The following is a 13,823-nucleotide window of genomic DNA, read 5'->3' on the forward strand; positions in this document are numbered from 1 at the left end:
GTGAAAGAAAAATGCTGACGAATGCTGAAGGAATCGTGAATAAGCTTGCCGCGTACGGGCTGGCGGGCATCGTTGGCACACTTTTTCACTATCTGACCCTGTACGTCTTTGTGGAATTTGCCGGTGTTGGTGTTCTTTCCGCAACCGGTGTTGGATTTGTGGTTGGCGCGGTAATCAACCATGAACTTAACCGGCGCTATGTATTCAGGGGCGCCGGTGGGCGATACGCTGAGACCGCTGTCAGGTTTTTCGGCATAGCGGTGCTTGGTTTTTGTTTGAACATGCTGGCGATGTACGTTTTGCACTCGCTGATGCATGTCTATTACTTGCTAGCGCAACTGATAGCGACAGCCGGGGTGTTCCTGGTTACTTTCGTTTTAAACAAGTCCTGGACGTTCAAGGCATAGGAAGGCGGGTCGAATGGATTCTTTGACGGTACTGGTGCCGGTATATAACGAGGAAGCTGTAATCGATGAGTTCTATCGTCGAACGGTGGCCGTGTGCGAAAGCCTCGACAGAACGCAGTTCGAGATCCTTTTTATTGATGATGGAAGCTCTGACGAGTCATGCGACATTATCAGTGGATTGATTGCGAAGGATCCGCGCCTCTCGTTGCTCCGACTCTCAAGGAACTTTGGAAAAGAAGCCGCGTTAACGGCGGGACTTGATCATGTAGATTCTGATGCCACTGTTATCATCGATGCAGATCTTCAGGACCCCCCGGAACTTATTCCGGACATGCTCGCTCTCTGGAAAGAAGGATACGACACTGTATACGGCCAGAGAACGGAGCGGCACGGTGAGTCGTTCCTTAAAAAGCTAACAGCCAGTGCTTTTTACCGTTTGATGGCCCACGTCGGACGATTCTCGATTCCTCGGGATACAGGAGATTTTCGCCTGCTAAGCCGGCGAGCGGTGAATGCGCTGCGGAGCCTGCCGGAGTCCAACCGCTTTATGAAAGGGCTATTCTCCTGGATTGGCTACCCTCAAATCGCGCTCAAGTATTCCCGTGATCCCCGCCATGCGGGAGAAACCAAATTCAATTACTGGAAGCTGTGGAACTTTGCACTTGATGGTATTACATCTTTCACCACAATCCCCTTGAAACTGGCGTCTTACATCGGGGTCTTTCTGGCCTTCGGCTCCTTTGTTTACGGCGCCTACGTTATTGTCAAAACCCTGATCTGGGGGGATCCGGTTCCCGGTTACCCGTCATTGATGACCGTGATTCTTTTCATCGGCGGTATTCAGCTCATGTTCCTTGGTGTGCTGGGGGAATACCTCGGGCGAATGTTCGATGAGACCAAACGCCGCCCTCTTTATTTGATTCAGGAGCATGTGCGAGGTTCAGACCTGAAGGGTTCCGTAGGTATGGCAGCCTCTGCCAGGGAAATGGCTAAATGATCCCAAAAATATCAGCGCCAGAGAGGAATCTTTGGTTTGTCGCCCTGATTGTATCGGTTGGTTTATGTCTGTTTTACGGGCTTCGGTACAGTCTTAGTGAAGGGGTCTGGTTTGATGAGGCACTTACCACCTACTTTATAGGCTTGGGCTGGGCCGATCTGTTTCACTTTATTGCCCGGTATGAAGCCAACATGGCGTTATATTACGTCGTACTCAAAATCTGGAGCATGGCAGCAGGCTCCGAGTTCGCCCTACGGTTTTTTTCCCTGCTTTGTTACGCTGGCGCACTCTGGCTCATGTTCCTGCCGGTCAACAAGCACTTCGGGGTGAGAGCTGCGTTTACTTTTCTGATCTTAATCCTCTGTCATTTCTATCTTACTCGATACAGTGTGGAAATCCGGGGTTATGCATTTGCGCTGCTGTTCATGGCGCTGATGTGGTTCTGTTGGACTCGCATTGTTCTCGACGGTGAACGGAAATACTGGCTTTGGTACGCATTGGCCGGTTTGTTTGCGGTACATACTCATTTTTACATCGCTCTTGGTATTTTTTGTCTTGGCTTGATGGCGTTGCCGGCATTGAAGAACCGTGGAGACTTCGGCAGATGGCTTGGCGCCCATTCGGTTATCGGTTTGAGCTTTCTACCCATTCTTGCTTTTGTGGTGTTTAAGGAAAGTGGACAACTGGCATGGCTTACCGCCCCTGACCTCAAGTCTCTCATCTACCTCGGCTTTGATTATTCCGGAGCCGCACCCGAAGCCAGTGACCCCGTGCGCTTTGGATTGCTGCTTGCAGTCGGCACCTTTGTACTGATTGGCTTGGTGCGGCTCTCGTATTCCGGGGGAGGAATCAAGGTGCGAGGTAACAGCCAGTTTCAGCTCTGGATTAGTGCGCTTGTCATCGCTGTGGTGCCCGTTGGGATTGTATTCCTGGTCTCTCAGTTTGAGCCTGTTTTCTCCACACGCTTTTTTACACCGTTCATGCCTTTTTATCTGATGCTGGCGGCGATCGGGGCGACACTGGCGTTCCGTACCTGGGCCTTGGCACCCGTGGCGCTGTCCATGCTGCTCCTGGCATTGTCTGCCCACGCATACGCCCATCGTGAACCGAACCGTTGGGCAGGGGCATTCGGTTTTCTCGCCGATCAGTGTGGTAAAGATCAGGCTGTGCTTTACATGAACCCAAGGGGGCAGGCTGCCATTGATTTCTACGAGAAGCACTCTTACACGGGCTGTGATCTGGATCCATTGCCTTTCGAGTTGGTTCCGGAGAACTACTTTAAGGAGCCGGATGAGTATCCAGATCACTTGGAGCGGCTCAATCAATACCGAACGGTATGGCTAGTGATGACCCATCTCTCAAACCCTGAAAGAGACAAGCTGGATCGTTACCTGGAGCAAGTTGAATCTACTGCAGGCCCGTGTGAGCCCGCATACAGTAATGTTGCGGTAGAAATACACAGGTGCTCACAGGTCGACAAACAGGAGGCGACGAAGGCGCCATGAACAAACAACCCATTTCCAACGCTTTAACCATCGACGTGGAAGACTATTTCCAGGTAGCGGCCCTGGCAGAGGCCGTTGACCGTGATAGTTGGCACGCTATGGAATACCGGGTGGAAGCCAATGTAAACCGGCTTCTGACGTTGCTGGATCAAGCGCGGTGCAAAGCCACCTTTTTTACCCTGGGTTGGGTTGCTGATAAATCACCAAACCTGGTTAAAGCTATTCAAAGGGCTGGCCATGAAGTGGCGAGCCATGGCTACAGTCACCAGTTGATCTACAAACAAACGCCAGAGGTTTTTCGAGAAGAAACCCGTAGGTCTAAGCAGGTCCTTGAAGATATCACCGGTGAAGCAATTACCGGCTACCGCGCAGCCAGCTATTCCATCACTAACCAGTCCCGCTGGGCACTGGATATCTTGGCAGAAGAAGGTTTTACCTGGGATTCTTCCATATTCCCGGTGCACCACGACCGATATGGCATGCCCGGTACACCCCGCTGGCCCCACAAGCTGACAACTGACAAAGGCTATGAGCTGGCTGAATTCCCCTTGAGTACCCTGAAATTCCCCGGCTACACATTACCCATAGCCGGCGGCGGCTACTTCCGTCTGTTCCCATACTGGTTCAGTCGCTGGGGCCTGGGCAGCATCAATCGCCACGGGCAGCCATTTGTATTCTACCTGCACCCCTGGGAAATCGACCCTGGCCAGCCAAGACTGGACGTAAAATGGTTCTCCCGTTTCCGTCATTACAACAACCTGGATGTCTGTGAACAACGCTTAACCAAGCTGTTACACCACTTCAACTTCACCACCATGAGTGACGTGCTGCGCAATCAGGGCGTGCTGGACTCGTCAATCGACAACAAGCTTGTAATGACAGCGGCATCCGGAGCGACGGTGTAATGCAGTTTCTGTTCTGGCTATCCCTGGCGTTGCTGTTTTATATCTACTTTGGCTATCCACTGCTGGCCAAAGTGGTTGCGAAAGTTACCGATTACCAAGTACAGAAAAGCGGGAGCTATGAACCTTCTGTGTCCATCCTCATCGCAGCTTATAACGAGGCAAACGACATTGAGGCAACCCTGCGAAACAAGCTTGCCCTGGACTATCCCACAGACAAAGTTGAAGTATTGGTGATTTCTGACGAATCAGAAGACGGCACGGACGATATCGTGCGTGAGGTGGCGGAAGATGCAGCTTTCCCAATCCGTTTGTTTCGGCAAGCACCCCGGCAGGGCAAAACTTCGGGCCTGAACACTCTGGTGCCGGAAGCAAACGGTGAGATCATCCTGTTCTCTGATGCAAATTCACATTGGGATACTCAAGCCCTCAAACACCTGTGCAGCAACTTTTCGGACCCGGCCGTAGGCTATGTCACCGGAAAAATGGTTTATGTAAATAAAGATGGCTCCCTCGTGGGGGACGGCTGCAGCGCCTACATGAAGTATGAAAACTGGCTGCGGGAGCAGGAAACACAAATTGGCTCTATTGTTGGCGTAGACGGCGGCATTGATGCAATGCGCAGGGAGCTATACAAACCACTCAGAGCGGACCAGTTACCGGACTTTGTTCAGCCGTTAAAAGTTGTGGAGCAGGGCTTCCGCGTAGTCTATGAGCCCGAAGCCTTGCTCAAAGAAGATGCGCTGAACGACAGTGACAGTGAGTTCAGCATGCGCGTGAGGGTGAGTCTACGTGCACTCTGGGCTTTGAAGGATATGAAGCAACTGATGAACCCGTTACGGGACCCTGTATTTGCGTGGCAGATGATTTCACACAAATTACTGCGATACGGGGCATTTGTGCCCTTGATCCTGCTCGCGATCACGGCATTAATGCTGGCGCCGATGAAAGCAATATATACCCTGGCGGCGCTAGGCTACATCGTGTTCATGACTTTGGCCTGGGCCGGGCACAAGCAGGAGAAAGAAGGAAAGTCGCTCTCCGCGCTACTGTCTATTCCCTACTATTTTGTGCTGCTGAATATGGCCTCCTACAAGGCATTTATGGCCTTTTTGCGGGGAGAGAAGAAGGTTATCTGGAATCCAAGGAAGGGGTGATCAGTGGTATTGCCAGGGCTTGAAACAATACTTCAATCGAAGAAACTTCCGGGTCTTGATGGCTTCCGGATGATAGCCGTTATGGCTGTGGTATTGGCCCACTCCGGCATTGGAACGCTGTTCTTTTCATCCCGACACGGCGTTGCCGGATTCTTTGTTCTAAGCGGTTTTCTGATTACATGGTTGTTGCTCAAAGAGCACGAAAAGCATGGTGAGATCTCTCTAAAGAACTTTTACATACGGCGCTCACTTCGCATCTTTCCAGCTTACTACGCGTTCATCGCCGTATCGATCAGTTGGGACCTGTATCGTGGTAACGACGACATTCGGGAGGTGATCTTTCCCGGCCTGTTTTATCTCATCAACTACCACAATGCACTGGAAGGACACAGCTCATCTTCCCTGGCTCATCTTTGGTCGTTGGCTATTGAAGAGCAGTTTTACCTTATCTGGCCTGCTGTCTTCTTGCTGTTGATGAAACGAGGCAAAAACACCGTACTGACTTTTCTATTATGTGCCAGCCTCATTGTCATGATTTGGCGAAGCATTACTTATTCTGTTCTCGACTGGGGTAGCTCCTACGCCTATAACGCTTTCGATACCCGGTTTGATAATCTGGCTATCGGATGTGCCTTGGCGTTTTTGATGGAGCGGCAGAGGGCAGTTGGGCTGCTAAATGCAGTAAGCAGTCAATTCTGGATGCCGATAGTAACCTTTGTTCTGTTATTCCTGTCTAGACAACTTTCAGATACGCATTACGCCTATGGCCCAGGCTTCACTATCGACGCGTTGCTTTTAGCTGTTTTACTGATGCAGCTTGTCCGTTTGAGCGCGGGTCGATTCTGGGGCTGGTTGAACCATCCCTATGTTGTCTATCTCGGAGTTATTTCCTACCCAATTTATCTTTGGCACATGTGGGGGGTACAGGCCGGCCAGAAACTGAATTTCCTTCCCGAATCTGTCCAATTGATGGCGGGCGTTGTCATCAGTTGTTGCTTGGCCGCAGGGTCTTATCATCTTCTTGAGAAGCGATTTCTGGCCTTGAAAGGTCGCTACGAGAGGCGTAGAGAGGGCGAAGCAACTGGGCCGACTGTAACGAAAACCATCGGAGTAGTGAAATGAAGGTTCTGCACCTGATTGATAGCGGTGGGCTTTATGGTGCGGAGAAGATGTTGCTCGCTCTGGTGAAGGCTCAACTGGATCAAGGGCTGGAACCGATGATACTGAGTGCAGGTGAGCCCAATATCGAGGAGAAACCGCTGGAAGCCGAAGCGAAGCGGTTGGGGTTGCCGATAATTAGCTGGCGAATGACCCCCGGAATTAACATTGTCGAAAGTTGGAAAATTCTGAAGTGGGCGCGTTCTAATGGCTTCCATCTCCTCCACTCCCATGGGTTCAAATTCAACGTTCTGATTGGCCTTATCCCGCGGTTTCTGCGTGAAATCCCAGTGATTTCTACGTTGCATGGCTATGTGCATGCAAAACGGTTTTCTAAGCTTTGGTTTTACGAATTATTAGACAGGGCAGCGATCAGATATGTGGATGGCATTGTGCTGGTTAGTGAAATGACGCGGAAAGAACTCCCAAAAAAAAATCGCCATTCCAAGAACGTAGAAGTAATAAGCAATGGGGTGGACTTATTTGAATTGAGTAAACGTGCGGGCGAAAGCATACCCGAAGATATACAGGCGTTTGTTAGTGGGGCGGTTCCGCTGCTTTTAGGTGTAGGTAGGTTGTCTAGGGAGAAAGGCTTTGATTTGTTGGTCGAATCCTTCGCCGAAGTGAAAAATGTGTACCCAGAAGCAGGTCTGTTGTTAGTCGGCGAGGGAAAGCAGCGCCCTGCGCTTGAAGCCAAAATCAACGCTCTTGAGCTAACTAAATCCGTACTTATGCCCGGATATATGGACTGTGTTCCGGCCCTGCTTCACCAGGCAGACGTACTTGCGATGCCATCCACCACAGAAGGGTTACCTATTACGTTGCTGGAGGCTGTCGGCTTGGGGTGTCCTGTTATTGCGAGTCCAGTAGGGGATATCCCTCTGGTTTTGAAGAAGGTAGATGCTGGCACATTACTCAAGGAACGGTCGCCAGGTGTCTTGGCTACAGAGATCTTGCGTACGCTGAGGCATTCAGAAGAGTCGAAACGGAGGGCAAAGGAGGCGACGCTCAGGATTCACAGTTTCTATTCCGCATCTGCGATGGCGGAGAGTTACCTCTCGGTATATACCCGGCGAACCTACAAGCGCCAAGTATGATGATAATTTATAAGAAATTTAGGTCCGTGATCACCAAGGCACTATATCGATTTTTGGGGTTGAATATTGATTATTGGTGTAGAGAGGTAGCGCGGCTATGGAGTTTGCCGAGCGAGCAACTGGTACTTGAGCGGGAAGCGGTGTTGGCCGAAACCGGGCCGCTGAACGCTAGCGGTCAACCGGTAAGAACGCTTGCGCAGCTTTCCTCATCCAGTGTGCTGTCAAAGGCGAGGCTAATCGATAGGTTTCAGAAAGCTAATGCCCAAAAATCACCCGGGAAGCGCTATTTCTCGAGGCATACCTCGGGCACTACGGGCCAGCCTACAGAAATCATTCTGAGTAGAGCGGAACTGTCTCGCCTTCTCGCCGTTCGCGACTATTGCTTTCGGCACCATGGCATCTCTTTGGGAGAGTCAGAAGGTCGACTCTGGTCGGAGCATAAGGGTATTAAAAGTCGGGTGATGAACTTTTTACTTAACAGGAGGGTTGTGTGCCCCACTGGAGCGGATGCTGTGACGAGGGTGCTCGAATTACTGCGTTGGAAGCCAACGTATCTTTATGGTTACTCATCGTTGTTACTGGAAGCCGCCCGCTTGATCAATGAATCGGGAGAGTCGTTTCCATCACCCAAACTTGTTGTTTGCACCGCAGAAACGATTCTCCCCGCACAGAAGGCGTTCATTAGTAAAGTGTTCAACGCGCCGGTAGCCGAGGAATATGGTTCCACCGAGTTTGATATCATTGGTTTTGAGTGTTCAAAGGGACATCGTCATCTGGTCAATCCGTGGCTTGTTGTTGAAGATGGCCCGGAAAGGTGTCTGGTGTCAGATGTATCTCGTAAAAGTCAGAGTTTGGTTAGATATGATCTCGGAGATTCTCTTGAGCTCTCTACATCTCAATGTGGCAGTCTTGGGTCTAAACAGGTAATCAAAAATCTGCAAGGACGAACAATTAATCGTTTTTTCTATGTCTCCCCTGACAAAAAAGTTCACTCGTCTATATTTTCCCGCATCATTGATGAATATTCTCACCAGTATAATGAAATGTTTTCCTTCTTGGCGACTCAAGAACATTATGGGGAGCTTGCTTTAAATATTGATGCGGTAAGGTTAACGAATGCTGACGATCTTTCCGAGTTTGTAAGGATTAGGTTTGAGAAAGAGTGTGGAACTACTATTCGTGTCACCGTTAATGCTGGGGCGGGCCAGATGCAAGCTGGAAAACGGAACTATTTTATTCAAAAATTGACGGAGTCTATTTAATGGAGGTTTCAGCAAGCAAGCTCTCAATCTCAGCGGTGGGAGATGTTTCGTTAGGGGATCATCCAGTCTGTGCCGGGATCGGTATGAGAAGCGCGTTCCGAAAACGAGGTGGTTCCATTCTGGCAAACGTCGCTGATAAATTCAGGGAGTCAGACCTAACGGTTGCAAATCTCGAAACGGTAACATCAAACAAGGGATTAAGACCCTTCTGGTTGCCGTCCTATGAAATGCGAGGGGATCCTCAATCCCTGACCTATCTGCGTGAAGCGGGAATTGACCTTGTCGGCGTCGCTAACAATCATGCTATGCAACATGGAGAAGCTGCCTTTCACGATATGGTCGAACGAGCCCGTGCCGCTGGAATGGAAGTGATTGGTACCGAGGAGTCCAAGGGACGAACGAAGGTCTTTGAGATCGTACATGAGGATGGACTTGTAAGCGCAATTGTTTCACTGTCGATCAGACCAGAGGAGTGGGCAGAGTCCAGTAATGGTTTGCCATATAGTTACCGGGATGGCGGTGACGAATTACTTAATGAAATAGCTCGACTACGTAGGGAATTTTCGGGGTTTCTTATTTGCTCTTTGCACTGGGGTCTTGAGTTTTTGGATTATCCATCCCCTGAACAAGTTGAGCTTGGGCACAAGTTGATCGACACAGGTGTCGATGTGGTATTGGGGCATCATTCTCACGTGCTACAGCCCGTTGAGCAATATGGAAAAGGGTTGATTTTTTATTCGCTGGGAAATTTTGTATTTGACCTTTGGCCGGAAGAAACCCGCTATACAGCCATTGCGCATGTTGACTTGGAAAAGGGCAAAGTACCGCAGTTTCAAATTACTCCTGTCAAAATCAACCCTGATTATTCGTTATCGATTGCTGGTGGCAGTGATGCAAGAACAGTCCAGGAGCTTTTATCCTGGGAGCGTTTTCAGGCTATGGGGAGCAAACCGGAATCAGAAAGCGAGTACCGTGGGCAGTACAATAACGCCCGTCGGAAATTTCGGTTTTCGAGCTATCGGTACTTTCTCAAAAACTGTTACCGATATCCTCCTTGGTTTTTCGCTCAGGCATTGGGGCGCACCGCAATCAGGAGATTAACCGGAACCTGAGTCCAGCAATGATATTGCTTGTGCCAGCCGGGCTTTATCATTCTCCCAATTATAGGTTTCAATGACGGCATTGTGCCCATTGCGCCCGAGCAACTGCCGGAGGTTTGGGTCTCTCAGCTGTTCGAGTTTTTCTGCAATATCAGCAGTATCCTGGTCTTTACAGACCAGGCCGCAATGCCTTTGCTTAACGATTCTGCGAATTGGGATGACTTCCGTCGTCAGGACGGGCAGGCCGGCCAGCATGTAATCGAATATTTTGTTTGGAATTGTATGGTTCCAATGCCCGCAGACTCTATACGTAAGTGAGCCGACGTTAGCTGCTGCCATCAGTTCATTGACTCTTTCATGACTGAGCCAGCCGTGAATAGTCACCGATTTTGCTACACCTAGCTCGGTAACTAAACGCTCCAGTTTTGGTTTGCTTGCTCCTTTGCCAACGATATCGACTCTGATGGAGTCAGCGGTGTTTCCTCTTTTAACGTATTGAGCAACAGCGTGGATTAACAGATCCAAGCCGCGAAGCTCGGTCAGGAAGCCCACATAAACAAGATGAAGGCTTGTTCCGGAGTGTTGATGCACTGATCCGCTGAATTTATCAACTGGTGGTGTGTTACTGACGATCGATATCTGCTGTTCCGGAATATCTTTTTTTAGCAGTCGATCGCGTGATTCTTCGATCATGACCAGGGTGTGATCTAGCTTTGGAAGAACTGAGGATTCGTATCGCTCAGCAACTTCCGGGCTTTTAACCAGCCTTTGAACTACTGATTTGTCAGAAAACTTAGCAGAGGAAGCGTACATTTCGGGGTACACCTCCGCCATGTCAAGAACCACTTTGGTGCCAAGGATGCGCTTCAGGATCAACGCACTTCTTACTAACGGAAGATCGCGGACAATGATTAAATCTACGTTGTCTTGGTGAACAGCCTGGAAAATTCTAAAAATCCAGAGCGGATTAAACCAGAGCGGGAGGTTCAGAAGTTTTCGGAGAAATAAAGGAAGTAGCCTTAAGCGGGGAAGCCTTAATAACTTAAGGTTATTGTCTGTTTCTCTTATCGGTCTTTGTTCGAGATTCCGACTGACGATAGTTACCGAATGGCCTTGCTCTATCAGTGCCAGCGCGAGTTTCTCAACCCTTACATCCCATGGGTAATCTTCTTTATACACGAGAATTATGTTCAACGAAGGGTCCTCCTTTACCTAAATTATTCACGTTGAAAATGTGCTGGGGTGGCTTGTGTTAGGCGACGTAGTCTATCATGTAGGTAGGTGGGCTGCCCGTCCTTGACTAGGTTTCCGGAGGGGCCGCTCGGTCTGGATTGGTCCGAATTTTGAGATCTGGTTCTCGTTTTATTTTAGGTAAAGTCCGGGCGTGTTTTGTGTCAGATCGGTAACGACATGTGGCGTTTGGTTGGGATGTGAACGGCAGCAAGCTAATGCTCTGTTTTGACGTTCATAGTCTGCCAATCGGCAACATGCATCCATTACGCAAAGCCTGCGTAATGGAATTTGATAGGAGTGAAAAAAATGATTCTCCATTACGCCCTTCTTGGAAGAATAAACCCTCTGATTTTTTTATTTGCAGCTGGATCGCTGTCGTTAATCGCATCCAGCACCAATGCAGAACCGTCTATTTCGGGAGTTCAGGTATCCGAAGATTTTAGGCACGGCTCTGCAATCACTATTAGCGGACAGGGGTTTGGGGATAAGCCGTCACCGGCCCCTGTATTCGTAGACTATGTGGACGAAACCTATGAATACGGCAAACGAAGAGCAGCATATTCTAACTTTAGGGATGGCGATATAATTCAGCCAGCATCTGAGAATCCGGAATCCCTATGGGGAGCTTCAACATCAATTCTGCCGGTAAGGTATGATAACGACGGTGAGAACGCGCGTCATCAGTTTGACGAAGCCCGATATCATTTTTTCGGTGAGAACTCCTGGCTCGGGCGCCCTGTTGTTTACGGCGGACCTGATGGGTGGAGCACTCCTGACAACAACCCACAAATTTACGTTAGTTGGTGGGTGAAGGTCGATTATAACTCTACGTACTATTGGCGGATCAATCCCATTGAACTCAACGGGCAGTTCCGAGCCGGAGAGCCAGTAACTTTAGATGGCGAGGTGGCGGGAGATTATGTGGGAACAGATGACGAAGGCCTCCTTAACTTTGTGTTTCCCGGGCATATCAATTCAAATAGACTACGAGGAAAGGTCATAGACGGTATCGAATCTAAAGCAAGCACAGTGTTTCCGGAGTCTTCAAGGTCGGGGTCCGGTTATGGTTTCGAGAGTCCCGGTACCAAATATATACGAATCTGGGATGAACCAAACTCGAAGGGAATACGCTCTAGTCTTTCTATGACGGATTATTATGTTTCATCAGCCGAAAACTTAAACTATGGTACTGGAAAAATATATCAGCGTCGCGAAATGGAGCCTAAGATTTGGCATCACTTCGAAGTTGAAATCGACACTGAAAGAGGTTTGATACGGTCCTGGTTTAATGGCGAAATGGGTGGGGTGGGTGAGTTTGATCCCCGGGCAGCTTTCGAAGAAGGGTTGAGCCCTACCATCGCGCTGATTGGCAACAATGCGAAGCAGGATAAGCTTCAAAACCTATATATTTCAGAGATCTATATGGATAGCAGTGTTCAACGAGTTGTCGTAGGTGATGCGCCACGCTACGAGGACCTGTCCCACTACGAAATACAGAGGCCCATCGGTTGGAATATTGGTCAAGTTGAGTTCGTTCTGAACCTTGGTTCACTTGATACTTCGTCAGGGTTATACGTTTACGTTTTTGATGAGAATGGCGTTCCAAATCAGGAGGGCTTTGCGTTGTGTGCGAGCGTAAATTGCCCCTCGCCACCTGAGCCCATTAAATTACAGGTAAACTGAGTCGCCTGAGTGGCGTCTTTTCCATCTCTCGACGCGAATCAATTCAACGGAGCTGTAGATGACAAGGAAGTTAAAGCGAGAGCTGTTTAACCTCGCTCGTGAATCAGATCTTGCAGGTTGGCGTTTTCTGATTCGTATGGTCTTGCGTCGTGTCGTCAAGGGTGCGGGAGGCGCACCCAGACTTGATCAGCTTACGGGGACGTTGGCTCACTTTCCTGGTAACCGCTTTCATAAACGTCAGCTATCTGAGTCGCTCGGCTTAGCCAGTTTGGTCAATCGTTCCGTGAGCGGAACGAAACCGGTCTCCCTCAGTTACTGCGCCTTATTGAAGGCTTACATCTCGGACTCAGAGAAGGGAATATTGCTGGTGTCTTTTGAGAACCAGTTGGCGCAGTTGCTCAAATCCGGTCGGATTGATGAGATTATTGTTCGGTATCATCTTGTATTTATACCCTCTTGGAGTGGATTGTACTCCAAAGAGTTATTCAGACTGGTTGCCGGAGCCCAGCAAGAGCCTGTTTTTGTTATGCCAGTTCATAGTCATGAAAGGGAGTTAATTCCAACGCTAGGTGCTAATTGTCACTCGCTCCCATTTAACGCCGCCAGTTGGGTTAATCCTGCGTTCTTCGAAGAGCCAGCTAAGGAAAGAGATATTGATTGCCTGATGGTTGCCAACTTTGCCAGTTTCAAAAGGCATTGGCTATTATTCAAGGCATTAAAGGGGCTGCCTGGGGATATCAAGGTAACCTGTGTGGGTGTCCCTTTGGGTTCTCGAACCGCTGAGAGCATTCGCCAGGAGGCATCGGAATACGGCGTATCGGATCAGGTAACGATCGTTGAGGATCCCAGCCAGGAACAGCTAAGGCGTTATTTTCGACGGGCGAAAATGTTCTGTGCGATGTCTTACCGAGAAGGGTCGTTTATTGCTGTTGCCGAGTCTCTGATGTCTGGCACCCCTGTACTCATGTTTCGCAATGCGCATATCGGTTCTAAAAGCCTTATCAACGAAAAGACTGGTGCGCTGGTGAAGTCTGTCAGGGAGTTACGGCAGAAAATACTGGAGTACAGGAACTTTCAAGGACACGATCAGGTTCGTCAGACTGCGATAGATAATATCAGTGCACTGGCTAATTCCCGTAAACTTAACGATATGCTCCGGGATTGGTCAATCAATAATGGCAAGGCCTGGACGGTTGATATAGAACCATTCTATAGCCAGCGGCTGGACTTTTATTATTTCAACGAAAATAGCCGTGATCGTCTGGCAGATGATTACAGGTATTTATCTGAATTAGGCATCCGGTTTCCGAGGTTCTCTTAAA

12 protein-coding genes are annotated in these 13,823 nt (G+C 49.3%); 11 read left to right on the forward strand and 1 reads right to left on the reverse strand.

The features are described 5' to 3' along the window. Positions 1–11 precede the first annotated feature (11 nt). From ACTZWX_RS01745 to ACTZWX_RS01785, 9 genes are read left to right on the forward strand one after another with little or no spacing between them, the layout of a single operon-like run. Positions 12–407 (forward strand): GtrA family protein, encoded by a 396-nt coding sequence (locus ACTZWX_RS01745; protein WP_444712477.1) that lies wholly within the window; start codon positions 12–14, stop codon positions 405–407. 13 nt (positions 408–420) lie between these two features. Then, the gene (locus tag ACTZWX_RS01750; protein WP_444712478.1) at positions 421–1,404 is read left to right on the forward strand and encodes a glycosyltransferase family 2 protein; all 984 of its coding nucleotides are present in this window, start codon (positions 421–423) and stop codon (positions 1,402–1,404) included. Continuing rightward, the gene (locus tag ACTZWX_RS01755) at positions 1,401–2,909 is read left to right on the forward strand and encodes a glycosyltransferase family 39 protein (protein WP_444712479.1); all 1,509 of its coding nucleotides are present in this window, start codon (positions 1,401–1,403) and stop codon (positions 2,907–2,909) included. Before ACTZWX_RS01750 ends, ACTZWX_RS01755 begins: the two co-directional genes overlap by 4 nt. Continuing rightward, positions 2,906–3,814 carry an XrtA system polysaccharide deacetylase gene (locus ACTZWX_RS01760; protein ID WP_444712480.1) on the forward strand — a complete coding sequence of 303 codons (909 nt, stop codon included), beginning with the start codon at positions 2,906–2,908 and terminating at the stop codon, positions 3,812–3,814. The genes ACTZWX_RS01755 and ACTZWX_RS01760 overlap by 4 nt, the downstream gene beginning before the upstream one ends. Then, positions 3,814–4,968 (forward strand): glycosyltransferase family 2 protein, encoded by a 1,155-nt coding sequence (locus ACTZWX_RS01765; protein WP_444712481.1) that lies wholly within the window; start codon positions 3,814–3,816, stop codon positions 4,966–4,968. Before ACTZWX_RS01760 ends, ACTZWX_RS01765 begins: the two co-directional genes overlap by 1 nt. Before the next feature lie 3 nt (positions 4,969–4,971). After that, positions 4,972–6,090, forward strand: a complete 1,119-nt coding sequence (locus tag ACTZWX_RS01770) for an acyltransferase family protein (protein ID WP_444712482.1) — start codon at positions 4,972–4,974, stop codon at positions 6,088–6,090. Next, entirely contained in the window at positions 6,087–7,223 is a 1,137-nt protein-coding gene (locus tag ACTZWX_RS01775) for a glycosyltransferase (RefSeq protein ID WP_444712483.1), read from the forward strand. The genes ACTZWX_RS01770 and ACTZWX_RS01775 overlap by 4 nt, the downstream gene beginning before the upstream one ends. A 26-nt stretch (positions 7,224–7,249) precedes the next feature. Then, the gene (locus ACTZWX_RS01780; protein WP_444712484.1) at positions 7,250–8,485 is read left to right on the forward strand and encodes a CoF synthetase; all 1,236 of its coding nucleotides are present in this window, start codon (positions 7,250–7,252) and stop codon (positions 8,483–8,485) included. Further along, on the forward strand, positions 8,485–9,597 hold the full coding sequence (locus tag ACTZWX_RS01785; RefSeq protein ID WP_444712485.1) for a CapA family protein: 1,113 nt from the start codon (positions 8,485–8,487) through the stop codon (positions 9,595–9,597). Before ACTZWX_RS01780 ends, ACTZWX_RS01785 begins: the two co-directional genes overlap by 1 nt. On the opposite strand, the gene ACTZWX_RS01790 is transcribed toward ACTZWX_RS01785, so the two are convergent. After that, positions 9,583–10,779 (reverse strand): glycosyltransferase family 4 protein, encoded by a 1,197-nt coding sequence (locus ACTZWX_RS01790; protein WP_444712486.1) that lies wholly within the window; start codon positions 10,777–10,779, stop codon positions 9,583–9,585. The genes ACTZWX_RS01785 and ACTZWX_RS01790 overlap by 15 nt on opposite strands. A gap of 345 nt (positions 10,780–11,124) precedes the next feature. Here ACTZWX_RS01790 and ACTZWX_RS01795 point away from each other — a divergent pair, with 345 nt between their 5' ends. Then, positions 11,125–12,501 carry a hypothetical protein gene (locus ACTZWX_RS01795; protein WP_444712487.1) on the forward strand — a complete coding sequence of 459 codons (1,377 nt, stop codon included), beginning with the start codon at positions 11,125–11,127 and terminating at the stop codon, positions 12,499–12,501. Between the two features lie 58 nt (positions 12,502–12,559). Beyond that, the gene (locus ACTZWX_RS01800; protein WP_444712488.1) at positions 12,560–13,822 is read left to right on the forward strand and encodes a glycosyltransferase; all 1,263 of its coding nucleotides are present in this window, start codon (positions 12,560–12,562) and stop codon (positions 13,820–13,822) included. The last annotated feature ends 1 nt before the right edge of the window (position 13,823 follow it).

The organism is Marinobacter sp. NSM (assembly GCF_052380025.1).
In the GTDB taxonomy this organism is placed as follows: Bacteria; Pseudomonadota; Gammaproteobacteria; order Pseudomonadales; family Oleiphilaceae; genus Marinobacter.

Excerpts from the sequence above, each read along its gene's own strand:
- ACTZWX_RS01795 (WP_444712487.1), top strand. The coding sequence starts at position 11,125 with ATGATTCTCCATTACGCCCTTCTTGGAAGAATAAACCCTCTGATTTTT.
- ACTZWX_RS01760 (WP_444712480.1), top strand. The coding sequence starts at position 2,906 with ATGAACAAACAACCCATTTCCAACGCTTTAACCATCGACGTGGAAGAC.
- ACTZWX_RS01800 (WP_444712488.1), top strand. The coding sequence starts at position 12,560 with ATGACAAGGAAGTTAAAGCGAGAGCTGTTTAACCTCGCTCGTGAATCA.
- ACTZWX_RS01765 (WP_444712481.1), top strand. The coding sequence starts at position 3,814 with ATGCAGTTTCTGTTCTGGCTATCCCTGGCGTTGCTGTTTTATATCTAC.
- ACTZWX_RS01745 (WP_444712477.1), top strand. The coding sequence starts at position 12 with ATGCTGACGAATGCTGAAGGAATCGTGAATAAGCTTGCCGCGTACGGG.
- ACTZWX_RS01775 (WP_444712483.1), top strand. The coding sequence starts at position 6,087 with ATGAAGGTTCTGCACCTGATTGATAGCGGTGGGCTTTATGGTGCGGAG.
- ACTZWX_RS01750 (WP_444712478.1), top strand. The coding sequence starts at position 421 with ATGGATTCTTTGACGGTACTGGTGCCGGTATATAACGAGGAAGCTGTA.
- ACTZWX_RS01755 (WP_444712479.1), top strand. The coding sequence starts at position 1,401 with ATGATCCCAAAAATATCAGCGCCAGAGAGGAATCTTTGGTTTGTCGCC.
- ACTZWX_RS01785 (WP_444712485.1), top strand. The coding sequence starts at position 8,485 with ATGGAGGTTTCAGCAAGCAAGCTCTCAATCTCAGCGGTGGGAGATGTT.